This window comes from Streptomyces sp. NPDC014727, from assembly GCF_043083485.1.
GTDB lineage: Bacteria > Actinomycetota > Actinomycetes > Streptomycetales > Streptomycetaceae > Streptomyces.
On the sequence record NZ_JBIBYR010000029.1, the window covers coordinates 36773 to 61998 of the forward strand.

The 25226-nt window shown below is 70.3% G+C and carries 23 protein-coding genes and 1 riboswitch; of the genes, 12 read left to right on the forward strand and 11 right to left on the reverse strand.

Going from position 1 to position 25226, the window contains the following annotated elements:
• Nucleotides 1-12: 12 nt before the first annotated feature.
• Complete coding sequence (locus ACF1B9_RS31445; RefSeq protein ID WP_391745876.1) at nucleotides 13-960, forward strand: carbohydrate-binding protein; 948 nt, start codon at nucleotides 13-15, stop codon at nucleotides 958-960.
• Between the two features lie 69 nt (nucleotides 961-1029).
• On the opposite strand, the gene ACF1B9_RS31450 is transcribed toward ACF1B9_RS31445, so the two are convergent.
• The 5 genes from ACF1B9_RS31450 to ACF1B9_RS31470 all read right to left on the reverse strand — a co-directional run bounded on the left by ACF1B9_RS31450 (nucleotide 1030) and on the right by ACF1B9_RS31470 (nucleotide 6200).
• Nucleotides 1030-1881, reverse strand: a complete 852-nt coding sequence (locus tag ACF1B9_RS31450; protein WP_361445514.1) for a class II fructose-bisphosphate aldolase — start codon at nucleotides 1879-1881, stop codon at nucleotides 1030-1032.
• A gap of 59 nt (nucleotides 1882-1940) precedes the next feature.
• On the reverse strand, nucleotides 1941-2921 hold the full coding sequence (locus ACF1B9_RS31455; protein ID WP_391745878.1) for a 1-phosphofructokinase family hexose kinase: 981 nt from the start codon (nucleotides 2919-2921) through the stop codon (nucleotides 1941-1943).
• 170 nt (nucleotides 2922-3091) lie between these two features.
• Entirely contained in the window at nucleotides 3092-4246 is a 1155-nt protein-coding gene (nagA, locus tag ACF1B9_RS31460) for an N-acetylglucosamine-6-phosphate deacetylase (protein ID WP_351075252.1), read from the reverse strand.
• Nucleotides 4246-5178, reverse strand: a complete 933-nt coding sequence (locus ACF1B9_RS31465) for an ROK family protein (RefSeq protein WP_391745880.1) — start codon at nucleotides 5176-5178, stop codon at nucleotides 4246-4248. Before ACF1B9_RS31465 ends, nagA begins: the two co-directional genes overlap by 1 nt.
• A gap of 113 nt (nucleotides 5179-5291) precedes the next feature.
• Nucleotides 5292-6200: an SIS domain-containing protein gene (locus ACF1B9_RS31470; protein WP_391745882.1), complete on the reverse strand. Its 909-nt coding sequence runs from the start codon at nucleotides 6198-6200 to the stop codon at nucleotides 5292-5294.
• 275 nt (nucleotides 6201-6475) lie between these two features.
• Here ACF1B9_RS31470 and ACF1B9_RS31475 point away from each other — a divergent pair, with 275 nt between their 5' ends.
• From ACF1B9_RS31475 to ACF1B9_RS31495, 5 genes are all read left to right on the forward strand, one after another.
• Nucleotides 6476-7729 (forward strand): extracellular solute-binding protein, encoded by a 1254-nt coding sequence (locus ACF1B9_RS31475; RefSeq protein WP_391745948.1) that lies wholly within the window; start codon nucleotides 6476-6478, stop codon nucleotides 7727-7729.
• A 43-nt stretch (nucleotides 7730-7772) separates the two neighbouring features.
• On the forward strand, nucleotides 7773-8039 hold the full coding sequence (locus ACF1B9_RS31480) for a DUF3263 domain-containing protein (protein WP_351075248.1): 267 nt from the start codon (nucleotides 7773-7775) through the stop codon (nucleotides 8037-8039).
• 165 nt (nucleotides 8040-8204) lie between these two features.
• The gene (gene otsB, locus ACF1B9_RS31485) at nucleotides 8205-9083 is read left to right on the forward strand and encodes a trehalose-phosphatase (protein WP_391745883.1); all 879 of its coding nucleotides are present in this window, start codon (nucleotides 8205-8207) and stop codon (nucleotides 9081-9083) included.
• A gap of 30 nt (nucleotides 9084-9113) precedes the next feature.
• Nucleotides 9114-9557 carry a hypothetical protein gene (locus tag ACF1B9_RS31490; protein ID WP_391745884.1) on the forward strand — a complete coding sequence of 148 codons (444 nt, stop codon included), beginning with the start codon at nucleotides 9114-9116 and terminating at the stop codon, nucleotides 9555-9557.
• Nucleotides 9554-12301, forward strand: a complete 2748-nt coding sequence (locus tag ACF1B9_RS31495) for a KGGVGR-motif variant AAA ATPase (protein ID WP_391745886.1) — start codon at nucleotides 9554-9556, stop codon at nucleotides 12299-12301. Before ACF1B9_RS31490 ends, ACF1B9_RS31495 begins: the two co-directional genes overlap by 4 nt.
• 139 nt (nucleotides 12302-12440) lie before the next feature.
• Here ACF1B9_RS31495 and ACF1B9_RS31500 read toward each other — a convergent pair whose 3' ends face one another.
• Both ACF1B9_RS31500 and ACF1B9_RS31505 read right to left on the reverse strand, forming a co-directional pair.
• Entirely contained in the window at nucleotides 12441-13901 is a 1461-nt protein-coding gene (locus ACF1B9_RS31500) for a trehalose-6-phosphate synthase (protein ID WP_391745888.1), read from the reverse strand.
• A 54-nt stretch (nucleotides 13902-13955) separates the two neighbouring features.
• On the reverse strand, nucleotides 13956-14906 hold the full coding sequence (locus ACF1B9_RS31505) for a glucosyl-3-phosphoglycerate synthase (protein ID WP_376222686.1): 951 nt from the start codon (nucleotides 14904-14906) through the stop codon (nucleotides 13956-13958).
• Between the two features lie 153 nt (nucleotides 14907-15059).
• Nucleotides 15060-15186, forward strand: a riboswitch (SAM riboswitch).
• Nucleotides 15187-15203: 17 nt separating this feature from the next.
• Here ACF1B9_RS31505 and thrC point away from each other — a divergent pair.
• From thrC to groL, 4 genes are all read left to right on the forward strand, one after another.
• Entirely contained in the window at nucleotides 15204-16505 is a 1302-nt protein-coding gene (gene thrC / locus ACF1B9_RS31510; RefSeq protein ID WP_391745889.1) for a threonine synthase, read from the forward strand.
• Between the two features lie 29 nt (nucleotides 16506-16534).
• Entirely contained in the window at nucleotides 16535-16813 is a 279-nt protein-coding gene (locus tag ACF1B9_RS31515; protein WP_391745890.1) for a MoaD/ThiS family protein, read from the forward strand.
• Nucleotides 16814-17235: 422 nt separating this feature from the next.
• Nucleotides 17236-17442: a cold-shock protein gene (locus ACF1B9_RS31520; protein ID WP_003967346.1), complete on the forward strand. Its 207-nt coding sequence runs from the start codon at nucleotides 17236-17238 to the stop codon at nucleotides 17440-17442.
• A 379-nt stretch (nucleotides 17443-17821) separates the two neighbouring features.
• Nucleotides 17822-19444: a chaperonin GroEL gene (groL, locus tag ACF1B9_RS31525; RefSeq protein ID WP_391745891.1), complete on the forward strand. Its 1623-nt coding sequence runs from the start codon at nucleotides 17822-17824 to the stop codon at nucleotides 19442-19444.
• Nucleotides 19445-19748: 304 nt separating this feature from the next.
• On the opposite strand, the gene ACF1B9_RS31530 is transcribed toward groL, so the two are convergent.
• Both ACF1B9_RS31530 and ACF1B9_RS31535 read right to left on the reverse strand, forming a co-directional pair.
• Nucleotides 19749-20990 carry a hypothetical protein gene (locus tag ACF1B9_RS31530; protein ID WP_391745893.1) on the reverse strand — a complete coding sequence of 414 codons (1242 nt, stop codon included), beginning with the start codon at nucleotides 20988-20990 and terminating at the stop codon, nucleotides 19749-19751.
• A gap of 80 nt (nucleotides 20991-21070) precedes the next feature.
• Nucleotides 21071-22033 (reverse strand): hypothetical protein, encoded by a 963-nt coding sequence (locus ACF1B9_RS31535; protein ID WP_391745894.1) that lies wholly within the window; start codon nucleotides 22031-22033, stop codon nucleotides 21071-21073.
• Between the two features lie 414 nt (nucleotides 22034-22447).
• Between ACF1B9_RS31535 and ACF1B9_RS31540 the strand changes: the two genes are divergently transcribed.
• A complete protein-coding gene (locus ACF1B9_RS31540) occupies nucleotides 22448-22912 on the forward strand; it encodes an RICIN domain-containing protein (RefSeq protein WP_391745895.1) in 465 nt (154 codons plus the stop codon).
• An 82-nt stretch (nucleotides 22913-22994) separates the two neighbouring features.
• Here ACF1B9_RS31540 and ACF1B9_RS31545 read toward each other — a convergent pair whose 3' ends face one another.
• Nucleotides 22995-23213 carry a ferredoxin gene (locus ACF1B9_RS31545; protein ID WP_391745897.1) on the reverse strand — a complete coding sequence of 73 codons (219 nt, stop codon included), beginning with the start codon at nucleotides 23211-23213 and terminating at the stop codon, nucleotides 22995-22997.
• Nucleotides 23214-23218: 5 nt separating this feature from the next.
• Nucleotides 23219-24409: a cytochrome P450 gene (locus ACF1B9_RS31550; RefSeq protein ID WP_391745899.1), complete on the reverse strand. Its 1191-nt coding sequence runs from the start codon at nucleotides 24407-24409 to the stop codon at nucleotides 23219-23221.
• 110 nt (nucleotides 24410-24519) lie between these two features.
• Between ACF1B9_RS31550 and ACF1B9_RS31555 the strand changes: the two genes are divergently transcribed.
• Nucleotides 24520-25104, forward strand: coding sequence for a TetR/AcrR family transcriptional regulator (locus tag ACF1B9_RS31555; protein WP_391745901.1), 585 nt, complete (start codon nucleotides 24520-24522; stop codon nucleotides 25102-25104).
• Nucleotides 25105-25226 lie beyond the last annotated feature (122 nt).

Consider the following 25226-nt stretch of genomic DNA (forward strand, 5'->3'; position numbering starts at 1 on the left):
AGTGACCCAGGGATGACGGCCGGGAACAACGGCGCAAACACGCCCGAGGACGACGATCCGTTCGGCTACCTGTACGAGGACGGACAGGCAGCGGGCGCCCAGCCGCCGAGGCAGGGCGGCTACGGCTACCCTCCGGTGGCTCCGCAGCCCGGTGTGCCCCGGACCTCGTACAACCAGGTGCGGACCGTCGGCGAGCGCCAGTACGGGCAGCAGGTGCCGCACCAGCAGGCGTACGGCCAGCCGAACGCGCAGTACGCGGCCCCGGAGACGTACCCCGGCGGCGCCCCCACCGCGCAGGTCCAGCAGGGCGGCCGCGGCCGCACCGGCGGCCCCGGCAAGGGCGGCCCGAACACCAAGGGCCTGCTGATCGGCGCGGTCGCGGTGGTCCTGGTCGTCCTCATCGGTATCGGCGCCGCGCTGATCACGGGCAACGACAAGGACAAGAAGAAGGACGAGGTCACCTCCTCCGCCGGCCCCGGCAGCCAGGTGCAGGAGTCCCCGAAGCCCAAGCCGTCCGCGAGCTCCGAGGCCCCGGCCGAGCTGCCCAAGCAGGACGCGGCGACGCTGAAGCTCGGCGGCTCGGCCCAGCTGGACAACACGACCCCGGGAGCCAAGAGCGCCAACGGCCAGTACATCAACCTCAACGAGGTCGGCAGGTCGGCGACCTGGTCGGTCGAGGTGCCGGAGGCCGGTCCGTACACGCTGTTCGTGACGTACGGCGTGCCGGGCAAGGACGCCAAGACGTCCCTCACGGTCAATTCCGAGGCCCCCCGCGAAATCAGGATGAGCAACTTCGCGAACGCGCCGGAGGGTGACCTGGAGAAGGGCTGGACGACCACGTTCGCCTGGATGCAGCTCAGCAAGGGCTCGAACTCGATCACGATCTCGTGCAACGAGGGCGACCAGTGCGACGCCAATCTCGACCAGCTGTCGCTGAAGGCCGGTCACGTGAAGCACTGACCTGTACGCGAGCGGTCCGGCCCCCACGCCTTCGGGTGTGGGGGCCGGACCGCTTTCGCATGCGGGTCGTCAGCCCATCAGGGCCAGGAACCCCGCCACTGTCGCGGCCATCGCCTCGCGCCCCGGCGCGATGTATTTGCGCGGGTCGACGCCCGTGGTGTTCTCGGCCAGGTAGGCCCGTACCGCGCCGGTGAACGCCGTGTTCAGTGCCGTGCCCACATTGATCTTGACCATGCCGGAGGAGGCGACGGCCTGGCGGATCTCGTCGTCCGGGACGCCGCTGGAGCCGTGCAGCACCAGCGGGACCGGGACGGCGTCGCGGAGCCGGCCGATCAGGGCGTGGTCCAGGGCGGCGGTGCGCTCGGTCATGGCGTGCGAGGAGCCGACCGCGACGGCCAGCGCGTCCACTCCGGTGTCGCGGACGTACGCGGCGGCCTCGGCCGGGTCGGTGCGGACGCCGGGGGCGTGGGCGTCGAGCGGGGCCTCGCCCTCCTTGCCGCCGACCTTGCCGAGTTCGGCCTCGATCCAGATGCCGCGCTCATGCCCCCAGGCCACCGCATCGGCCGTGGCGCGCACGTTCTCCTCGTACGGCAGCTTGGAGGCGTCGAACATGACCGAGCCGAACCCCTCCGTGTGCGCCTGGTGCAGCAGCTCCACGGACTCGACGTGGTCGAGGTGGAGAGCCAGGGGGGCGGTGGAAGTGCGGGCGACCGCGGCGGCCGCGGCGGCGATGGCACAGAGCCGACCGCCGTGGAACTTCACGGCGTTCTCGGAGATCTGCAGGATGGCGGGCGCTCCGGCCCGCTCGGCGCCGGCCGCGATGGCCTCCGCGTGCTCCAGCGTGATGACATTGAAGGCGGCGATTCCGCGTCCCTCGGCCTGTGCGGCGGAGACGAGTTCACCGGTGCTGACGAGCGGCATGCTGACCTCTTGCTACTTCTTCGGACCCGCGCTCGGGCGGGTTCGGTACGGGCGCGGCCTCAGGCCGCCGTTGCGTGTTCCTCGACGCCGACGCGCGGCAGCAGCTCCTCGTACGCCGCGCGGTCGAAGTCCCCGGCCGTCGGGGAGAGCACGGTCGCCGTCGACAGTGCCACCGCCCGCCGCAGCCGGTCCGGCCAGCTCAGCCCCTCGACGAGGCCGGACAGCAGCCCGGCCACCGCGGAGTCGCCCGCACCGGTCGGATTGCCCCGGACCCTGGCGGGCGGGGACGCCTGCCAGATGCCGTCGGGGGTGACCGCCAGCATGCCGTCCGGGCCCAGGGACGCGACGACCCCGTGCGCACCGCGGCGGCGGGCGTCGCGGGTGGCACGCAGCGGCTCGCGGGAGCCGGTGAGCTGGGCGAGCTCGTCCGCGTTGGGCTTGATCAGGTCGGGGCGGGCGGCGATGCCGCGGCGCAGGGGTTCGCCACTGGTGTCCAGGAGAACCGGGACGTCCGCCGCACGGGCCAGGCGGACCAGTTCGGCGTATGCGCCGACGTGTATGCCGGGCGGCAGGCTGCCGCAGAGGGCGACGGCGTCGGCCCCGGTGAGGAGCTCCTCGTAGCGGCCGAGGAGTGCGGCCCATTCGTCGGCGCTGACGAGCGGGCCGGGTTCGTTGAGCTGGGTGGTGTCGCCGGTGGCCCGGTCGACGACGGCGATCGTGCGGCGGGTGTTCCCGGCGACGGCGACGAGGGCGTCGGTGATCGGCGCGGCGGCTGACGCGGCGGCGGTGGCGGCCGCCGGATCCGTGTCCCGTGGCGCCGGTGCGGCCAGCAGCTCGCGCAGTACGGCTCCGGTGGTGCCTCCGGCGAATCCGGTGACGACCGTGTCGTGGCCGAGGGTGGAGAGCACCCGTGCCACGTTGAGGCCCTTGCCGCCGGGGCGCTCGGACATGTCGCTGACGCGGTGGCTGGCGTGCGGGACGAGTTCCGGGACGCCGTACGTCAGGTCGAGTGCCGTATTCAGTGTGACCGTCAGGATCACCGCGGCCGCTCCCTCGATCCCTGCTCTGGAGCGCGAATCCTTGGACGGAATGCGCTTTCTCTGCCTGTTTCCAAGGCGATCATGTCAAAGAGGTGGCGGTCGGCCCAGACCTCCGGACCAACCGCCGTCTCTTCGTTACGCATTCGATTCGCCGTCAACAACGGGCCGGATCAGCCGATCTGCGGATCGATGATCCATTCGCCCTTGCGCATGACGCCCTTGAGCGTGAAGTCCGCGTCCAGGACCACCAGGTCCGCGTCCTTGCCCGGTTCCAGCGAGCCGACCCGGTCGTACACGCCGAGCAGCCGTGCCGGGTTGGCGGAGATGGACTGCACGACGTCGTCGACCGGAATCCGGTCGATGGTCACGGCACGGTGGAACGCGGTGTCCAGGGTGAGCGTGGAGCCCGCGATCGAGTTGCCCTCCACCAGCCGCGCGACGCCGTCCTTGACCTCGACCGCGAGCGGGCCGAGCTGGTACCGGCCGTCGCCGAATCCGGCCGCGTCCATGGCGTCGGTGATCAGCGCGACGCGGTGGGCGCCCGCGTGGTGGTACGCCAGCTCCAGGGCGGCGGGGTGCAGATGCGTACCGTCGTTGATCAGCTCGACGGTGATCCGCTCGTCCTCCAGGAGGGCGGCGATCGGACCGGGCTCGCGGTGGGCGAGCGGCGGCATCGCGTTGAACAGGTGCGTGGCGACGGTGGCGCCCGCGTCGATCGCCTCGACGGTCTGCTCGTACGTCGCGTCGGTGTGCCCGATCGCGGCGATCACGCCGTGCTCGGCGAGCAGCCGCACCGACTCGATGCCGCCGGGCAGTTCGGTGGCGAGCGTGAACATCTTCGCGGTGCCGCGCGCCGCGTCCATCAGCTTGCGGACCTCGGCCGGGTCCGGGTGGCGCAGCAGGTCCTCGCTGTGCGCGCCCTTGCGGCACGGCGAGATGAACGGTCCCTCGAAGTGGATACCGGCCAGGTCGCCCTGCTCGACCAGTTCGGAGAGGACGCCGGCCCGCTGGGCGAGGAAGTCCATCTCGCCGGTGACGGTGGAGGCGACCAGGGTGGTGGTGCCGTGCTCGCGGTGGGTGCGGATGCCGGTGAGGACCTCGTCCACGGTGCCCGAGGTGAAGGACGCGCCGCCGCCGCCGTGGTTGTGCATGTCGACGAAGCCCGGGACCACCCAGTGGCCGCTCAGGTCGACGGTCGGGGCGCCCTCCGGTACCGAGCCGGCGATCCGGGTGCCCTCGACGATCACCCGGCCGTCCTCGACGGTCCCGGTGGGAAGCACCACCCGGGCACCTGCGAGAACTGTGCTGTCTGCGCGTCCGGCCATCAGGCGGATACCTCCGTGGAGAGAAGATCCCAGGCGAGCAGCCCTGCGCCCAGGCATCCGGCGGTGTCCCCGAGGGCCGCCGGGACGATGTGGGGCAGCTTCTGGAACGTGACACGTTCCTCGACGGCCGCACGGAGTGGTGTGAACAAGGTTTCCCCGGCCTCGGCGAGTCCGCCACCGATGATGAGGGCGCGCGGGTCGAGCAGCGTCAGCGCGGTGACCAGCCCGGCGGCGAGCGCGTCCACCGCGTTCCGCCAGACCTCCACGGCCGCCGGATCGCCCGACTCGACGGCCTTCGCGCAGTCGGCGGCGTCCGCCGTCGGGTCGCCGGACGCGGTGGCCCAGGCACGGGTCACCGCAGAGGCGGACGCCAGGGTCTCCAGGCAGCCGCGCTGGCCGCAGCCGCAGTCCGGGCCGTCCGGCCGGACCACGATGTGGCCGATCTCGCCCGCGTACCCGTGCGCGCCGGCCTCGATGGTGCCCGCGATGCCGATGGCCCCGGCGATCCCGGTGCCCAGCGGTACGAAGAGGAAGCGGTCGGCTCCCTTGCCCGCGCCGATCCGGCCCTCGGCGAGCCCGCCGGTGCGCACATCGTGGCCGAGCGCGACGGGGACGCCGCCGAGCCGCTCGCCGAGCAGTTCCCGCATGGGGACGTCGCGCCAGCCCAGGTTCGAGGCGTAGACCGCGATCCCGTTCTCCGCGTCGACGATGCCGGGCACGGCGACACCGGCCGCGACGGCGCTCTCGCCGAGGTGCTCCTCGCCGTACGCCCGCAGGTCCGCGGCGAAGGCGAGGATCGACTCCACGACGGCGTCGGGGCCGCGCTCTCTGCCGGTCGCCCGCCGTGCCTCGTACAGCAGGGCGCCGTCGGCCCCGACCAGTGCGGCCTTCATTCCGGTGCCGCCCACATCGAGGGCGATGACGTGTTTCACGGGAAACAGTTTCGCCCGAGGAACCCCGATAGGTCTAGTCCACTAGTGTGGTTTGTTGCGCATCCATACAAAATCACCGCCGCGGTATCGCCGCAGTGGCCCGAGCGGCGGACTCAGGACGAAAGGATCACGCTGCGCGAGAGGTTGCGCGGGCGGTCCGGGTCGTACCCCTTCGACTCCGCGAGCGCCACCGCCAGCCGCTGCGCCCGGATCAGATCGGCCATCGGGTCCGCGGTGGCGTGCGCGACCAGCGTGCCGCCCACCCGCGCCACCTCGCCGGCGAGCCCCTCCGGCAGCGGACCGAACACCCACGCCACCCGGTGGGGACCGGTGATCGAGATCGGGCCGTGGCGGTACTCCATGGCCGGGTACGACTCCGTCCAGGCGCCCGCCGCCTCGCGCATCTTCAGCCCGGCCTCCTGCGCCAGACCGTACGTCCAGCCGCGCCCCAGGAACGTCCACTGCTCGGCCGAGACCACCGCCTCGTCCAGCGGCTCCGTCACCGCGAGTTCCGCGTCGACCGCCGCGGCGGCCACCGTCTTCACCCCGGCCGGAAGCGGACCCGATGCCTCCAGGCCGGCCCGCAGAAAGGCCAGCGCGGTGGTCGCGAACCGGGTCTGGACGACCGACTCCTCGTCCGCCCAGTCCAGTACGGCCACCGTGTCGGCGGTATCCATCACCGGCGTCCTCGGGTCGGCGGTCAGCGCGACGGTGGTGACCTTGCCGCGCAGCCCGGCGAGGAGTTCCAGCACCTCGGTCGTCGTGCCGGAGCGGGTGATCGCCACCACCCGGTCGTACGGCCGCCCGGCCGGGAACTCCGACGAGGGGTACGCGTCCGTCTCGCCCTGCCCGGCCGCCTCGCGCAGCGCCGCGTACGCGATGGCCATGAACCAGGAGGTGCCGCAGCCGGTGACGGCGACCCGCTCGCCCGGACGCGGCAGCCCGTCGAACACCGCCCCGGCCTCCGCGGCACGCCGCCAGCAGTCGGGCTGGGTGGCAATTTCCGATGCGGTACGCGACATGCTCGACGGCTCCTTGCGGTGGGGAACGGTGACGGGGCGGGCGCTGCGGTACGGCGATGGAGCGAAGGTCCGGCCCTCGAAGAGCCTTGCGCCGCAACCTGCTTAGCAGTCGGCGCAGGTCAAGGGCAATGCCCCCGCGCGGCAACCGGGCGTGGATCCGGTGGTGTTGCGAAAGCGATACCGCTCTGGTGTAGACCTCCGGCGATCGCTCGGGGAGGATCACAGCTCATTCGGAGGCCCCCACGAGGACGGACTGTGCTGTGCAGCGGCGCTACTTGGGACTGACCGCGGCTGGGGCCGCGCTGGCATTGACGGCGACATCGGCGGGATGCGGCGGCGGCAGCGGCGGCTCGGGGGACGTCACCCTCAGGCTCGTCGCGGCCGACTACGGCAACAGTGCGGCCAACAGTTCCAAGAAGTACTGGGCCGCACTCGTGAAGGGTTTCGAGGCGTCCCACCCCGGCATCAAGGTCGAGGTCAGCGTCTATTCGTGGACGGACGTCGACCGCGAGGTCGCCGGGATGGTGAAGCGGGGAGAGGCCCCCGACATCGCCCAGATCGGCTCGTACGCCGACTACGCCAAGGCGGGCAAGCTCTACCGGGCCGACGAGATGCTGAACATCACCGCCCAGGCCAACTTCCTGCCGCGCCTGGCCGACGCGGGCAGCGTGAACCGCACCCAGTACGGGCTGCCGTTCGTCGCCAGCACCCGGCTGCTCTTCTACAACAAGAAGTTCTTCGCCCAGGCGGGCCTGACCGCCCCGCGGACCTGGAACGACATACGCGACGACGCGACGGTGCTCGAACAGCGCGGCGTGACATACCCGTTCGCATTGCCGCTCGGTCCGGAGGAGCCCCAGGCCGAGACCATGATGTGGCTGCTGAGCGGGGGCGGCGGCTACATCGACGACGCGGGCTCGTACGAGATCGACTCGGCCGAGAACGTCAGGACCTTCGACTGGCTGAAGACGAACCTGGTCGACAAGGGCCTCGTCGGCCCCGTGGCCCCCGGCAAGCTCGACCGGGCCAAGGCGTTCGCCGCGTTCACGCGCGGCGAGGTCGGCATGCTGAACGGTCATCCGACCCTGATGCAGGAGGCCGAGAAGAAGGGCGTCTCCGTCGGCATGGTGCCGCTGCCCGGTGTCGGCGGCCCCACCGAGGGCTCCATGGGCGTCGCGGACTGGATCATGGGATTCAAGCAGCGCGGCCACCGGGTCCAGCTGGCCACATTCTTCGACTACCTGTTCACCGACAAGAACGTCATCGACTTCGCCGACGAGTACGGCCTGCTGCCGGTCACCGACAGCGCCTCCGCGGCGATGGAGTCCGATCCCCGGTACAAGCCGCTGCGGAAGTTCCTGGCCGCGCTGCCGAACGCGGAGTTCTACCCGTACGGCAAGACGTCCTGGGCCCGTGCCAGCGAGTCGATCAAGGAGAACATCGGCAGGGCGGTCGAGCCGAACGGGAGCCCGGAGAACGTGCTGGGGCGGATCGCGAGGGAATCGGCGGCGGCCGAGAACGCGGAGTGACGACCGGGTGGCGGCCCTCCGGCCGGGCGATATGTTGGCTGATATGACCACCCCCACGAACGGCACCGACGACACGAACGGCCCCGCCGGACTCTCCGACCGGGACCGCGCCGTGCTCGCCGTCGAGCGGCAGTCGTGGGCCGGCCCCGGGGCGAAGGACCGCGCGATCCGCGAGCGGCTCGGCATCTCGCCCACGCGCTACTACCAGTTGCTGAACGCCCTGCTCGACGACCGCCGCGCGCTGGAGGAGGACCCTGTGACGGTGAACCGCCTGCGCCGGGTCCGACAGGCACGGCGAGGGCGCCGCTGAAGCCGCCGTCCCTCCCTCCCCGCAGCGGTCCGGGACGGTGTGCCGGTTCGATGTGGCACGCGTCCGCGGCAGTCGGCCGCTGCGCAGTCCGTCACGCCGCGGACGCCGTCCGTATGCCACGTCGCCCATGGCTGTGCCCGGTGGTACGCCTATAGGCTCGGCCCCATGGGCAGCAACCCGCACGCACCCGCGCCGAGCGAGATCCCGTCCGAGCTCCCGACCCCCGCCACCCCACCCGGCCGAGAAGCCCTGGCCGCGATCCTCGCGCGTCCGGACCGTGCCGTCGTCGCGCTCGATTTCGACGGGACCCTCGCCGACATCGTCCCCGACCCGGAACAGGCCCGCGCCCACCCCGGCGCCGTCGACGCGCTCGTCGCGCTCGCCCCGAAAGTGGCCTCCATCGCCGTGATCACCGGCCGCCCGGCCGGCGTCGCGGTCCGGCACGGCGGCTTCGCCGGAGTGCGAGGACTGGACCACCTCGTCGTCCTCGGCCACTACGGCGCCGAACGCTGGGACGCCGTCTCCGGCGCCGTCCACGCCCCCGCCCCGCACCCCGGTGTGGCCGCGGTCCGCGCCGAACTCCCCGGCGTGCTCGACCGGTTCGACTCCTGGCACGGCACCTGGATCGAGGAGAAGGGGCAGGCCCTCGCCGTCCACACCCGCCGCGCCGCCGACCCGCCGGCCGCGTTCGAGGCCCTGCGCGAACCCCTCGGCGAGCTCGCCGCCCGGCACGGGCTGATCGTCGAACCGGGCCGCCTGGTCCTGGAGCTGCGCCCGCCGGGCATGGACAAGGGCGTGGCGCTGGCCCAGTACGTACGGGAGATGGACGCCGAGTCCGTCCTGTACGCGGGCGACGACCTGGGCGACCTCGCCGCGTACGCCGCCGTGGAGAAGCTCCGCACCGAGGGCCCCGACGGCATCCCGGGCCTGCTGGTCTGCAGCGGCAGCGCGGAGGTCCCCGACCTGGCCGAGCGCGCCGACCTGCTGCTGAACGGCCCGGAGGGCGTCGTCGGCTTTCTGGCGGCGCTGGCCGCAGGCCTTTGACCGATCACCGGTTCAGTAGGATTCCTCGGCATGGTGGACGTGGGAGTGAGGCAGTTACGCAGGAGCCGGGACAGGCTGGAGCGTAGGGCGAAGTCGGCCCAGGAGGAAGGCGATCCGCAGACGGCCGGGCTGATGCTCTTCTACAGTGCGGAATGCGGGCTCAAGGCCGAGATTCTGGCCATGAATGGTAGCCGGGACACCTCCCAGCTCCCCGGTCACCTGCGCAACCATGATCTGCGCGCACTGGCGAAGGAACTGCGGCTGTCCGCACCGACACAGACCGGGCTGACCCCTTGTCGGCGAAAGAGTGTACGAAGCAGCGCCGGGCAGGCGGTGGGGCAGCCTGCCCCCGTCGATCCGCCGAGTCTCCACCAGGCATGGCGGTATGGCGCGGACTTGAATCCGGATGACGAGGCGCGGGCGCTGCAGGCGTTGCGTACGTTGATCGCGGGGTCCAGGACGGGAGCGGAATGACGATGGTGGAAACCTACCGAACCGCCGAGGCGATCAATCTGTTCACCTGGGTAGATGTCGACGAACGTTTGTCCGCCGAGGCAGCGGGGGGCCGGTGGCCGGGCTGGTTGGTGGAGGCCGACGCATGGTGGGACGGCTTGGAGTTGACGGTTCGGACCGGTACCAAAGAGTCCGAAGTCCGCCGATGGCTGGACAACGTTTTCGGTACGGGATCGGCTCTCGGCGACCCCGGGGAACCAGTCCTCGCACTGGACCGCCCGAGCGGGGTGGAAGCAACCGGCCTGCCGGTGACACTGGTCCCCGATACGGATTACGTGCGCAGCCGTCGTGACCCGCGGCTGATGGAACGGCGGATCACCGCGGAGCTTGCCGACTTCATGGAGCGACCCGCGCAGGATTCGTTCGCTTCCGATGTGCAGATGCTGGCTTTTCATTCGTTCAAGGGAGGGGCGGGGCGCACCGTTCACGCGGTTGCGCTCGCCGACGAACTGGCCAGCCGCGGACGTCGGGTCATGCTCGTGGACGGGGATCTGGAAGCCCCCGGCATCACCTGGATGTACCAGGCGCAAGGCGGAGCATGCGACATCGCCTACGAGGACGTGCTGGCGCTGCTGCACGGTACGCCGCAAGGCGGTCAACAGGAGGCGATCGTCATTGCCGCCCCCTACTTGGCGAATCAGGAGGTGGCGCGCCATCGCGAAGGAGGCGCCCTTGTCGTCCTGCCGGCGAGCAGAAGGCTCCGGCTGGGCCCGCCACGCATTGAACCCGCTCACCTGATTACGAAGGACCGTCCTGCGTACTTTCTGACCGAGTCGCTGGCTGAACTTGCGGCAGCGGCAGGTCTGGACACCGTTCTCATCGACCTGCGCGCCGGTGCCTCGGAACTGTCCGCACCCGTATTGCTGGACCCACGGATACAGCGCGTATTCGTCACGACGCTGAGTAGTCAGTCCCTGGAGGGGACGGAACAGCTCATCTGCCAGCTCGGGAACAAGGCTCCTTCTCTGGAGGGGACGGATCCGGCCCCGGCAGCCGTCGTGACCCAGTACCGGCTCGACGCCCACACGGCGGAGGCAGAGCAGGCCAAGGCGCGCCTGACGGCGTCGCTGGAATGCTTCACCGCCAGATATCAGGAGCAGTCTCAAGGCCTGGACGGCGGTGACGTCGACGAACCCGACACCGGTGGTGTCGACGCACTCGTCCGGGCGGAGCCGCTCCTCAGCCCGTTCCGTGAGGAGCTGCTCGCACTGCCTCGGAGCTGGGACGACGTGATCGATGTCGTACGGCGATGCGGTGTGGGCGAACTTGTGGGGAAGCTGGTTCCGGAACTTCCGGTGCCCCCTCCAGACGGAGGGCTCCCTCCGGAGGGAGAAGGCAGCCTGGAACAGCGCAGGGGGGCGTTGCACGAGAGAGCACGCTCCCTGGTCTTTGCGGAGCGGAGCGGTCTCGACAGCGGTCTCGGGTTCCTGTCGACGGAGCCTCTTCGCAGGCTGGTGGGCGACCACCGCACGAGTTTGCCGGTGACAGTCGTCGTCGGAGCGAAGGGTGCGGGGAAGACCTTCACCTATGCACGGCTGTGTGCGGCGGGTCGATGGGCCGCCTTCGCCGAACACGCACAAGAATCGGTCCAGGCCGACGCGCCGGTGGTACCGGTACTCGACCCCGGAAACATGGACCAGTACGGCTCCGGCGCCTCGTCCGAAGGCCCGCAGACACTGCGGGACCGTTCGGCCGGGGGGCAGGGCGCACGTCCGGACGACATCCGCTCGCTTCTGCAGGACGCGCTGGACAGCGAGCGCTGCGAGGACCAGCGCTTCTGGCGTTCGACCTGGCTGCGATGCATGGCCGTGGCGGCTGACGGCCCCGGGGCACTGGAAGCGGATGTGGAGGAAGTGCTGCTGCGGCGCAATCTCTCGAATCCCGTCCTCTTCGTGTTCGACGGGCTGGAAGACTTCTTCCAGGACCTCGAAACCGACGCACAGGCCAAGCGTATGGCGCTGCGCACGTTGTTCACGGATGTGCCGGACTGGTTCCGCATGATGCGCAGTCGGCGACTCGGGTTGGTGATCTTCGCCCGCAAGGATCTGGTCCGGCACTCCCTGCGCCAGAACGTCGGCCAGTTCCTCGATCGGTACGACCCCTACGAACTGCGCTGGGACGCGCACGAAGCCTTGCGTCTGGCTCTTTGGGTGGCCACCACGGCCGAGGCGGTACCACCCGGCGAGGGGGAACTCGCCATGATGGCACCGGATGCGGTGGTGCAGGCCCTGGTTCCGGTCTGGGGTGCGAAGCTCGGCCGAGACAATTCACGGGAGGCGTGGACCGAGCGGTGGGTCCCTGCCGCTCTGGCCGACTTCAACGAGCAAGTACAGGCCCGTGACGTCGTTCGCTTCCTCCGGGATGCGGCAGAGCTGTCCATGAACGACGAGGACTGGCAGGACCGGTTGCTCAGCCCGTCCGCGCTGCGCTCATCTCTGGTGCGTTGCAGTGCCGAGAAGCTGAAGGAGCTGCAACAGGAGAATCCGAGCCTCGGGAATTTGCTGCGGTCGGTCGGCTCCAGGGCCGACGAGGTGGTGATGCCCTTCGAGGCGGAGGCCGTGGGCCTCGACGCCAACGGCATCGTGGCGCTGGAGGAGGCCGGAGCCCTGGCCCGGGACAATGACGGGCGATACCGCCTTCCGGAGATCTACCGGCACGCCCTCGGCTTCCGGACCAGGGGGCGGGCCCGGGTGGTGCGGAGCTGAGTCGGGGGTGGCGGCGCGGACGGGCACTGCCACGGGCTGCTATCCCGTCCGGCCGCTGCCCTGTCCGGCCCCGCCTCCGGGGCACCCGCCCCCCGTCCGGTCGCCGGGCCCTGCCCGATATCGTTGACGGCCCGGGGCATTAGTCCCGCAGCGCGACCAGCTGGTCCAGGAACCACTGCTGCGGCGGCAGCGCCACCGCCGCCGCGGCCAGCCGCTCCGTGCGCGCGGCCCGTTCGTCGTCCGCCATCGTCAGTGCCTCGTGCAGCGCGGCCGCCGTCGCGGACACGTCGTACGGGTTCACCACGACCGCGTCGCTGCCCAGCTCCTCGTACGCCCCCGCCTCCCGCGACAGCACCAGCGCGCAGCCGTGGTCGGAGACGACCGGGACCTCCTTGGCGACCAGGTTCATGCCGTCGCGGATCGGGTTGACGAGCGCCACGTCGGCCAGCCGGTACGCGGCGAGCGAGCGGGCGAAGTCGTCCTTGACGTGGAGCACGACCGGGGTCCAGCCCGCGGTGCCGTACACGGCGTTGATCTCGTCGGCGACCCGCTGCACCTCGGCCGTGTAGTCGCGGTACACCGCCAGGTCCTGCCGCGAGGGGTAGGCGAAGGCGACATGGACGACGCGCTCGCGCCATTCGGGCCGCTCTTCGAGGAGCGCGCGGTAGGCGAACAGGCCGCGCACGATGTTCTTGGACAGCTCCGTTCGGTCCACTCGTACGATCGTCCTCCGCCCGGGGCCGACCTGCTCCCGCAGCGCCGCCATCCGCTCGTCCACATCCGCCTCGTGCGCGCGCCGGCGCAGGAAGTCCGCGTCCGCGCCCAGCCCGTGCACCCCGACCCTGGTGCGGCCGGTGCCGCCCAGGATCTCCGTGCAGCAGCCGATGAACGCGTCCGCCCAGCGCCGGGTCAGGAAGGCCGCCCGGTCCGCGCCCAGGATGCCGTGCAGCAACTGCTCGGCGATGTCGTCGGGGAGCAGGCGGAAGTAGTCGGCGGGCGCCCACGGGGTGTGCGAGAAGTGGCCGATCCGCAGGTCGGGGCGGAGCTCACGGAGCATGCCGGGCACCAGCGCCAGGTGGTAGTCCTGCACCAGCACGGCCGCGCCCGGACCCGCCTCCTCGGCGAGTGCCACGGCGAAGGCCCGGTTGTAGGTCTCGAACGATGCCCACTGACGCCGGAACTCTGCGTCGAAGACCGGCTCCAGCGGGGTCTGGTACAGCATGTGATGGACGAACCAGAGCACCGAGTTCGCGATGCCGTTGTACGCGTCCGCGTGCACGGCGGCGTCGATGTCGAGCATGCGGACGCCCTGCTCACCGACCCCGCGCCGGATCGCCTCCCGGTCCCCGTCACTGAGCGCGGCGCACACCCACAGCTTGTCCTTCACGGCGCTCAGCCCGGATACGAGCCCGCCGCCGCCCCGCTTCGCGTCGAGCGATCCGTCCGTGCTCAGGGTGTACGACACCGGGCCGCGGTTGGACGCGACGAGAACCTGCTCGGAGGGCTCGGCGGGCGGCTGATCCCAAGGCGCGGCAGCAGGCTCGGCAGGGAGCCGGGCGGAGGGCAGGGCGGCGGACTGGGCTTCGTGCTCGGAGACCATGTTGCGGAATCTAGCCCGATCACGAACCACCCAAACGTGCGAAGTCAGGCGACGTCAGGCCGCGCGGCGTGAAACGTACTCCTCGATCTCGCGCATCGGCGGGCGCTCCTCGGTGTCCACCGGATGGGTGCGCGGTACGAAGCCGTCCTCGCCGCGCTCGAACTGGGTGAGCGAAGGCCGCACCAAGTGGCCGCGGGACAGCCGGAGCTGGGCGGTCCGGTAGATCGCCGCCGCCATCCGGCCGAGCGCCTGCCCGTCCTGGTGGCGGTGTTTGCGGACCCCCACGTCCACCTGGGCCAGCGCGTCCAGGCCCACGGTGTGCAGCGCGTCGACCAGGAGGCCCAGTTCCACCCCGTAACCGACGGGGAAGGGCAGCTGTTCGAGGAGCGAGCGGCGCGCCGCGTACTCGCCGCCCAGCGGCTGGACGAAGCCGGCCAGCTGCGGCCAGTGCAGATTGAGCAGCGGACGGGCCACCAGCTCGGTGACCCGTCCGCCCTGGCCCGCCGTGTCGCCGAGCGGGCGGTCGTACATCGCCTTGACGAACCGCACGTCCGGGTCGGTCAGCAGCGGCCCGACGATGCCGGAGACGAAGTCGGCCGAGAATTCCTTCAGATCGGCGTCGACGAAACAGACGATGTCGCCGCCGGTCACCAGGAGCGACCGCCACAGCACTTCGCCCTTGCCGGGCACGGCCGGTATCCGCGGGAGTATGTCGTCGCGGTGCACCACCCGCGCACCGGCCTCCCGGGCCACCTTCGCCGTGGCGTCCGTGGAACCGGAATCGATCACCACGAGCTCGTCGACCAGCCGGACCTTCTCCATCAGCTCGCGCCGGATCGCCGTGACTATCTCGCCGACCGTCGCTTCCTCGTTCAGCGCGGGCAGCACGACGCTCACGCTTCCGCGACGCGGGTCCCGGGCCTTGGCGGCCAGGAGCCGGTCCAGCGGGCGGTCGGCGGCCGACCAGGAACGCCTGGCCAGCCAGCTTTCGACCTCTTCCAGCACGGTCGATACTCCCTGTATGTGATCCATCTCGCGGTTCGGACGACTATCTCAACTGTCCGCTGCTTCGGTTACAGTCTTGAACAACGCGGATGGCCGTCGCATGTCGGGGTCGGTCCGCCAATAAATGCCTGGATCAGAGATCCAGTGCCACAGCGCTCATCCAGAGGGACTGAGGGAACGGCCCGTTGAAGTCCCGGCAACCCTCCTGCCGACCGCGAGGTCAGGTGGGGAAGGTGCCAATTCCGTCTCGTGGCGAAACGCGCCGCGAGGAAGATGAGGAGAAAGGGCCTCGCCTCCATGGCTGCGCAGACCGTTGCAGTAAGCACCAATTCTTCCACCGACGCCGTCGACCTCGGCCCCGCCGCGGCGCTTTCCTGCCGCGAGTGCGGCGAGCGTTTCGAACTCGGCCCCCTTTTCGCCTGCGCGTCCTGTTTCGGGCCGCTGGAAGTGGCGTACGACCTGCCGAGCGGCTCTCCCGACGAGCTGAAGAAGCGCATCGAGGCCGGGCCCGACAACATCTGGCGCTACGCGCCGCTGCTGCCGGTCCCCGCCGATGTCGCGGACAAGCCCAACATCAACCCCGGCTTCACCAAGCTGGTCAAGGCCGACAACCTCGCCCGCGAGCTGGGCGTCACCGGAGGCCTGTACGTCAAGGACGACTCCGGCAACCCGACGCACTCCTTCAAGGACCGCGTCGTCGCCATCGCCGTCGAGGCCGCCCGCGCCTTCGGTTTCACCACCCTCTCCTGCTCCTCCACCGGCAACCTCGCCGGTGCGGTGGGTGCCGCCGCCGCCCGCGCCGGCTTCCGCTCCTGCGTGTTCATCCCGCACGACCTGGAGCAGGGCAAGGTCGTCATGGCCGCGGTGTACGGCGGCGAACTGGTCGGCATCGAGGGCAACTACGACGACGTCAACCGCTTCTGCTCGGAGCTCATCGGCGACCCGCTCGGCGAGGGCTGGGGCTTCGTCAACGTCAATCTGCGCCCGTACTACGGCGAGGGCTCCAAGACCCTGGCGTACGAGATCTGCGAGCAGCTCGGCTGGCGGCTGCCCGACCAGATCGTCATCCCGATCGCGTCCGGCTCGCAGCTCACGAAGATCGACAAGGGTCTGCAGGAGCTGATCAGGCTCGGACTCGTCGAGGACAAGCCGTACAAGATCTTCGGCGCCCAGGCCGAGGGCTGCTCCCCGGTCTCCACCGCCTTCAAGGCCGGTCACGACGTCGTGCGGCCCCAGAAGCCGAACACCATCGCCAAGTCCCTGGCGATCGGCAACCCGGCCGACGGCCCGTACGTCCTGGACATCGCCCGCCGCACCGGCGGCGCGGTCGAGGACGTCGACGACGAGCAGGTCGTCGACGCGATCAAGCTGCTGGCGCGCACCGAGGGCATCTTCGCGGAGACGGCCGGCGGGGTGACGGTCGGCGTGACGAAGAAGCTGATCGAGGCCGGTCTGCTCGACCCGGCGCTGACCACCGTCGTCCTCAACACGGGGGACGGCCTCAAGACCCTGGACGCGGTGGCCGCCACCTCGCAGGCGACCGCGACGATCCGGCCGAGCCTGGACGCGTTCCGCGCCGCCGGCCTCGCCACCAGCTGACCACCCGAGACCGAAGGAAGGCACCCGCCATGAGCGTCAAGGTCCGTATCCCCACCATCCTCCGCACCTACACGGGCGGCCAGGCCGAGGTCCCGGCCGAGGGCTCGACCCTCTCCCAGGTCATCGCGTCCCTGGAGCAGAACCACCCGGGCATCGCCGCCCGCGTCCTGGACGACCAGGGCAAGCTGCGCCGCTTCGTGAACGTGTACGTCAACGACGACGACGTGCGCTTCGAGGGCGGTCTGGAGACGGCGACGCCGGACGGCGCCGGAATCTCGATCATCCCGGCCGTCGCGGGCGGCTGCTGATCCTGCGTCCGACTGCACAGTGTTATGGGAATTGCCCCCTCTGCGAGAGAAGCGGAGGGGGCAATTCTGCATGGTTGAGCGCGGTACAGTGTGGGAAGTCCCCCCAGCTGCCCGTGCCACCCGCATATGAGAATGCGCCTGGTCGCGACAAGATGCAGCCAAAGTGCCGGATCTCCTTGCGCCATAAGTCACGTTTGCCCGGCCCGACTTGCCCGGGAATCCCATGAATTCCGCATATTCGGGCGTTCGGCGCTGCCCAGAATTCTCGTCCGATTGACCTGTTGCAGAGGGCAGTTGGGCAGATACATTCGGCCGCGGTCGACGCGTTCCGGCGCACGCACCCTCTCCTGTCGGAGGGTGAGTTCTGACCCGGGTCCGCGAAGTGCGGTCCTGCGCAAGGGCCAGTAATAGGGGAGTTAGGCATGGCTCAGGGCACCGTCAAGTGGTTCAACGCGGAGAAGGGGTACGGCTTCATCGCGGTCGACGGTGGTGCGGATGTTTTCGTCCACTACAGCGCGATCCAGATGGACGGGTACCGCACCCTTGAAGAGGGTCAGCGAGTTGAGTTCGAGATCTCGCAGGGTCAGAAGGGGCCGCAGGCGGACATGGTCAAGCTCGCCGTCGGCTGAGCTCGACGCGTTCGGCCAACGACACCACTCACTCACGCACGGAGGGCCCGTACCCCTGGGGGTACGGGCCCTCCGCGCGTCCGCGTCCGGGCCCGCCGTGCGGAGTCGTCCTTGTCCACATCCGGAGGAGGACGCTTGCGCCCTCCCGCTCGCCCGACCGCCACTCCTCAGCGAGCCTTCTTCGAAGGCGCTTGCACTCAAGGGGGTCGAGTGCTAATCATTGGCGTTAGCACTCTCCAGGTGAGAGTGACAGAACTTGGACCGGGCCGGTGAGGCCCGCAGGTCCGGTGGGGCAAGGAACCACCGGTCACGCAGGCCGTCCGTCGCGGGCGCCACTCGGTCCGGAGCAATCCACCCCTGTCCGGGAGGACCACTTCACATGGCCAAGATCATCGCGTTCGACGAGGAGGCCCGGCGCGGTCTCGAGCGCGGCATGAACCAGCTCGCCGACGCCGTCAAGGTCACCCTTGGCCCCAAGGGTCGCAACGTCGTCCTTGAGAAGAAGTGGGGCGCCCCCACGATCACCAACGATGGTGTTTCCATCGCCAAGGAGATCGAGCTGGAGGACCCGTACGAGAAGATCGGTGCGGAGCTGGTCAAGGAGGTCGCCAAGAAGACGGACGACGTCGCCGGCGACGGTACGACCACCGCCACCGTTCTCGCCCAGGCTCTCGTCCGCGAGGGCCTGCGCAACGTCGCCGCGGGTGCCAACCCGATGGCCCTCAAGCGGGGTATCGAGAAGGCCGTCGAGGCCGTCTCCGCCGCCCTCCTGGAGCAGGCCAAGGACGTGGAGACCAAGGAGCAGATCGCTTCGACCGCCTCCATCTCCGCCGCCGACACCCAGATCGGCGAGCTCATCGCCGAGGCCATGGACAAGGTCGGCAAGGAAGGCGTCATCACTGTCGAGGAGTCCCAGACCTTCGGTCTGGAGCTTGAGCTCACCGAGGGTATGCGCTTCGACAAGGGCTACATCTCGGCGTACTTCGCCACCGACATGGAGCGCATGGAGTCGTCCCTCGACGACCCGTACATCCTGATCGTGAACTCCAAGGTCAGCAACGTGAAGGACCTCCTTCCGCTGCTGGAGAAGGTCATGCAGTCCGGCAAGCCGCTGCTGATCATCGCCGAGGACGTCGAGGGCGAGGCCCTGTCGACCCTGGTCGTCAACAAGATCCGTGGCACCTTCAAGTCCGTCGCCGTCAAGGCCCCGGGCTTCGGTGACCGCCGCAAGGCCATGCTCGGCGACATCGCCATCCTCACCGGTGGCACCGTCATCTCCGAGGAGGTCGGCCTCAAGCTGGAGAACGCCGGTCTCGACCTGCTCGGCCGCGCCCGCAAGGTCGTCATCACCAAGGACGAGACCACGATCGTCGACGGTGCCGGTGACAGCGACCAGGTCCAGGGTCGCGTCAACCAGATCCGCGCCGAGATCGAGAACTCCGACTCGGACTACGACCGCGAGAAGCTCCAGGAGCGCCTCGCGAAGCTGGCCGGCGGCGTGGCCGTCATCAAGGCCGGTGCCGCGACCGAGGTCGAGCTCAAGGAGCGCAAGCACCGCATCGAGGACGCGGTGCGCAACGCCAAGGCCGCCGTCGAGGAGGGCATCGTCGCCGGTGGTGGCGTGGCTCTGCTGCAGGCCTCGGCCGTCTTCGAGAAGCTGGACCTCTCGGGTGACGAGGCGACCGGCGCCAACGCTGTCAAGCTGGCGCTGGAGGCCCCGCTGAAGCAGATCGCCGTCAACGGTGGTCTTGAGGGCGGCGTCGTCGTCGAGAAGGTGCGCAACCTGGCCGTTGGCCACGGTCTGAACGCCGCGACCGGCGAGTACGTCGACATGATCGCCGAGGGCATTCTCGACCCGGCGAAGGTCACGCGCTCCGCCCTGCAGAACGCCGCGTCCATCGCCGCGCTGTTCCTCACCACCGAGGCCGTCATCGCCGACAAGCCGGAGAAGGCCGCCGCGGCCGCTCCGGGCGGCATGCCGGGCGGTGACATGGACTTCTGATCCTGACGGATCGGTAGTTCCGCACAGCTCTGCCGCATCGGCCCCCAGGGATTCGTCCCCGGGGGCCGATGCCGTTTCCCGTTTCCCGTTCCTCGGGCGTCGGGCGTAGGGCCGCAGCGTCGACGGAAACAACGTCTGCTTCGTCGCCCAGGACGCCACGTACATCGGCCTGCACGCGCCGCGGAACATCGGGGCCCGGCGACCGGGCCGTACGTGGCCGCCCGGCCTTGTCGCACTGCGGGGGTCCTGCGCACACGGTGCCCGCCGGAGCACCGTGAGCGCGTGACTCCGCCCTGGCGAAGCCCTACGGGAGCCGGTCGAGGAGCCAGGTGCAGAGTTCCTCCGTCACGAGGGTGTGCCCCTCGTTCCGGGACGCGAGCTCGTACTCGTCCAGCCCGCTCTCCTCCTGCGGGAGTTCGGAGATGTTCGTGTACAGCTCCTCGTCCGTGTCCAGGTCGCGGACGTCGACCGCGCTGACGGCGGGGACGAAGCAGTGCGAGCGGATGCGCACGTCGGTCTTGAACCCGAGGACGGGGCTGAGGGCGTTGAAGGCGTCCGCGAGGATGCCGAAGCCTTCCAGCGAACCACCGGGGGCGCCGTCGATCGATGGGAGACCGGACGTGCGCACCTCGTTGGTCTTCAGCGTCACCACTCGCAGCTTCGCGGCGCGTTCGTCGTCGCCCGGGGCCTGGGTGTAGAGCTTGGTGCCCGCGACCGAGAGACCCTTGCCCTCCAGGGCCAGTTCGCCGGCCCGCACATCGGTGCCGGTGCCGACGGCCACGCCGTTGGCGACACCGATCCGCCGCGGTCGTTGCGGCCATTCGCCGACGGCTGCCATCTCCGCGAGGAACGCGGCGCGTTCGTCGCTCTGGTCCGGTGTCCCGTCCCACTTCGCGAGGTGCCGCCACAGCAGCTCGCGCGCGGCCGGGCTGTTGATCTGGTCGGAGAACCGGCTGTCGAGGTCCTTGATGTAGTGCGCGAACGCCTGGAGTGCGATCGGGATCCAGGCGCCGCGGTGCGGGCTGTCGTACGAGAAGTACAGCGACGTCTCGTGGTCGACGCCCTGGCTCTCCATCTTGGCCAGGGCGTGCCGGGTGACCAGCCCGCCCATGCTGAATCCGCCGACGGTCAGCGGTGCGTCGCCCATCCGCTCCGCGATGGCGTGCTGGATGGCGGCCTGCGCGGTCCTGGAGTTGTCCAGAATCGATGCACTGCGCTCATGGAAGCCGAGAAGGATCACGTCGCGTCCTCGACGACGCAGCTCGCTGATGAGCGCGTAGTCGCCGAACTCCATGATCTCCCAGCAGAAGTCCAGGCTGCTCGGACCGGTGTTGAATCCGTCGGCGAAGATCACGGGCCGTACAAGGCCCTGGTTCCCCTCGCCGTGGTAGACCCAGGCGGTTCCGCCCGGCAGGTCCCACACGGTGTTGGGTGGCAGGGGGAGGGCGCCGTGCTTCTCGGCGTCCAGGCGGGGGCCGGGGGCCAGGGCGATGGCGCGCCTGCTGTGAAGCTCCGAGACGATCTGCTCGTGGGTCGGTTCGGACATGGTTCGTTCCCCTTTGAGTTGATTCGTTACAAAGCGTGCCATGATGACCACGCAAAGTAGCGACCCGAAGGGGAAGTGGATCAAACCACTCCCAGGTGGGAGCCGGTTTCGGACACCCCGCGATCACGGAGGCGGGGGCGGGGCGGGCGGCCGATCCGCTCGGAGCACGGCTTCATCGCTGCCCGGACCTCGTTCATGCGGCTGCGTACGCCGGTGGGCGGGATGGTTCCGGGCGGGCCGGTGGGAGTGTCGACGGGGTTGCCCCGGCAGGGTCCGCACCGGCCGCCGATCAGGGCCTCCGCGCTGCCGGGCGCGCGGCACTCGCCGCACTCCAGGGTGCGCAACACCGTCCGGTGGTGCGTCGGAGCGGCCCGTTCGGGTGGCATCTTGTCGGTCAGTCGCCTGCGGACGAGAGCCGCGGCGTGGTGGACGGGGGCGGGGAGGCCGTCGGTGAGGGCGTGGAGCAGTTCCGCTTCCGTGGCGCCGCGCTCGAACCAGCCGGTGACCTGCGGCTCCAGTGCCGCGCAGTCCGCCGCGGAGAGGGTGAGGGCGGGGGTGGTGCGGCCCAGCGCGGCCAGCAGTACGAACGCGCGGGAACGGGTGGGGTGTTGACGTTGCTGTCGCTGCTCGGGCGGTGCGTCGCCCCGGCTGAACGCCGCCCACCAGTCGTCGTCCCGCGCGGTACGGGAGAAGAACGTGCGGGTCACCCAGAGCAGGACCTCGTCATGGGCGACGCACTCGCTGCCCCGTCGCAGATGACCGGCGTCCTGGAGCCGGTTGAGGGCCGTCCGCAGCGCGCACTGGCCGTACGGGAGGACCTTGGCCAGCGTCTTCACGGAGATGTCGGCGCCCTCCGGGAGCCGGTCGACGTACGCCGCGATGGATGCCTCGCGGGGTGGCAGATGCGCGAAATCGTGCTCGGTGCGAGGGAGTTGTGCGGGGGCTGAGCGCTTGCCGTAGCCCGGATTGGCCATCGGGTGCGGGAGTGTGGGCAGGGATACGTGCGGGGCGCACGGGGCGGTACTAAGCTGGCTGGCAGCCATGAGATCGCGCTCCTGACGATCGAAGTGGTCAGGCCCCTGTTCGGTGTGTCAGCACCGGCAGGGGTCGTTCGTTGTTCGGAACGCTAGAACGTCGCCACCATCCGTGGCAAGCCGGTCACGGGAAGTCAACTCGCCGGGCGGGGAGGGTGGGTGGGAAGTGGCCCACCTCCCCTTCCTCGGAAAGAGCGCTCGGACTTCGCGGCTTGAGCTCCGGGAGGAATTCTCTCGTCGCCGGGGGCGCGAGAGAGGTCTGAGTGCGCCGTGCGTGATGCGCGCGCCGCTGCCGTTGGGGTGGAAACTCGGGCCGGTGGTCCGCCGGGTGCACGAACGGCCGCACATTTTTGTGATCTTGGGGACTCCGGGCCGCCGCCGATGTGGCCCGGCTTTCCGCATCTCTTTCGTACGAGGAGTCCCGTGCGTATTCGTTCGATTCTTTCCCTGGCCGCGGCCGCCGTCGCGGTGGCGGCGCTGGCCACCCCCGCCCAGGCCGCCGACGACGGCTCCTACCTGATCCGTGACGTGCGCAGCGGCCTGTGTCTCGCGGGCGGCGAAGGTCCGCTGGGCGGCCACGTCGAGCCCTGCAACCCCGGCACCGTGTGGGAGATCCACAACCAGGGCGACGGCCTGGCCCAGATCCGTGAGCCGCGCGGGGAGAACCGCTGCCTGGCGCTCTCGCCGATCCCGATCTACCCGCAGGCCGTGTGGGTGGACCAGTGCGGCAGGCAGCCCGACCAGTGGTCGATCCAGGGCTCGGACCAGGAGGGCCCGGTCGCCATCGCCCTCGACCGGGGCGAGTTCGGCCTCCTGACCACGCAGGGCCGGCGCGCGGTCATCAGCTACGAGGGCGGGCCGCAGTGGGTCCTGGAGCAGGTCGGCTAGGGCCGACGCCTGTTCGGCTGATCCACAGCCGCCCCGTGCCGGATCGTTCTTCCCGGCACGGGGCGGTTTCTCCGTGGGGGGCTCAGTCGCGGCGGGGGCCGATGACGGTGTTCCCGTCGTGCACGGTGATCGCCTGGGCCGGGCAGATGTCGGCCGCGTCCAGGACCCGCTCGTCCGGCTCGATGCCGTCCGCCCGCACCCGGGCGTGCTCGCCGTCCAGCGCGAACACCTCGGGGACGGTCCCGGCGCACATGCCCGACGCCTGGCAGAGCTGGGGATCGACGCGTACGTTCCAGGCCATCGCGGTCACCACCCGACCGGCATGACGCGCGGGCCGCGCACCAGCATCTCGGACTTCCATGTCACATCGCCCGCCAACCGGAGCCCGGGGAAACGGGTGATGAGGGCGATCAGCGCCTCCTGGAGTTCCAGCCGGGCCAGCGGGGCACCCAGGCAGTGGTGGACCCCGTGGCCGAAGCCGAGGTGCTGATTGCCCTCACGGGTGATGTCGAGCACGCCCGGGGCGGCGAACCGCAGCGCGTCACGGTTGGCGGCACCGATGGCGACCAGGACCGGGCTGCCCGCCCGGACGAGGGTGCCGCCGACCTCGATGTCCTTGGTGGCGTAGCGGGGCTGACCGGCACCGCTGCCCAGCGGCACGAAGCGCAGCAACTCCTCCACCGCGTTCGGGACGAGTTCGGGCTCGGCCCTGAGCCTGGCCAGCTGGCCGGGATGGTCCAGCAGGGTCAGGACGAAGTTGGGGATCTGGGACGCGGTGGTCTCGTGGCCCGCCACCAGGATGCCCACGCACAGATCGACGAGTTCGAGTTCGGAGAGCCGGTCGCCGCCGTCGCGGGCCTCGATGAGTGCCGTCATCAGGTCGTCCTGCGGGGACCGGCGGTGCTGGACGATCAACTCGGCCATGTAGGCGCGCAGTTCCTCCCGGCTGGCGTCGAACTCCGCCGCCGTGAGGGAAGTGGTCGACAGCGCCGCGTCGCTCCATACGCGAAAGAGCGGACGGTCCTCGGTGGGCACGCCCAGCATCCGGCAGATCACGGCGACCGGCAGGGGCAGCGCATAGAGGTCGACCAGGTCCGCGGGCGGTCCGGCCGCCTCCAGGTCGTCGAGGAGGCTCGCGGTCAGCTCCTTGACCTGGGGGCGGAGCTTCTCGATCTGGCGGACCGTGAAGGCCTTGGCGACCAGGGAACGCAGCCGGGTGTGGTCGGGCGGATCCATGCTGAGGATGCCGCTGTCGCGCCGCCCCTCGGACTGCCGGGGCTCGTCGTGCGCGATGCCCTCGGCGCGGCTGAAGCGCTGGTCGCCCAGGACGAGCCGGGCATCGGCGTAGCGGGTGACGAGCCAGGCCGGTTCGCCGTACTCCATCTGGACCCGTAACAGGCCCGGCTGGTCGCGTACGCGCTCGTACTCGTCCGCGAGCCGGAGCCCGTCGGCGGTGTTGAAGGGATAGGCAAGGGGCACGATGTCTGCTTTCGTCACTACGGCCTCCAGTATGTAAGCAGCTGCTTACAAAGGTAGGAGTGGCTCCACCTAAGGTCAACGACCTTTAAGGCCGTTATCCTGACGGGCCCTCCGAGAGGAAATCGCCCATGGAGTCCGCCCCCGCACCGCCGTCCGGAGAGCGCCGCCGGGACGCCGCGGCCACACGCCGCCGGCTGCTGGAAGCGGCCCGCGACCTGTTCGCGGAACGGGGTTACGAAGGGACGACCGTCCGGAGCATCGCGGAACGGGCCGGTGCCAATCAGGCGCTGCTGTTCCGGTATTTCGGGTCCAAGCAGGGACTGCTCACCCAGGTGATAGCGCAGGGCGGACTGGAGCAGTTGCGGGAGACACCGCCCGAGCAACTCTTCGAGACCGCCCTGCGCTCGATGCTGACCCGCAGCGCGGACGGGACGGGGGACCGCTCCCTGGAGGTCTATCTGCGCTCCATAGGGCGGGGCGACGAGGCGGCCGGAACCCTGCGGGAACTGGGCGAGGAATACCAGGGCGCGCTGGCCGGGCTCTCCGGCACCGGGGACGGCGCCCTGCGTGCGGATCTCGCCATGGCCTGGCTGCTCGGTATCGGCCTGATGCGGACGGTCGTGCACCGCGAGCCCCTGGCCGGCGCCGAACCGGACGACGTCTGCCGACTCGTACTCGGCACGCTCGCCCACCTCTGGTCGGCGCCGGAGTAGCGGTTTTGGCGTGACGCGGTCAGCCTGGCGGCGACGCGCCGGTTCCGCCGCCCTTCGGTCGTGATCCGGGAACGGATCGCGACCCCCGCGTCGCGGACCTGGCACGGGTCCACGTGATCACG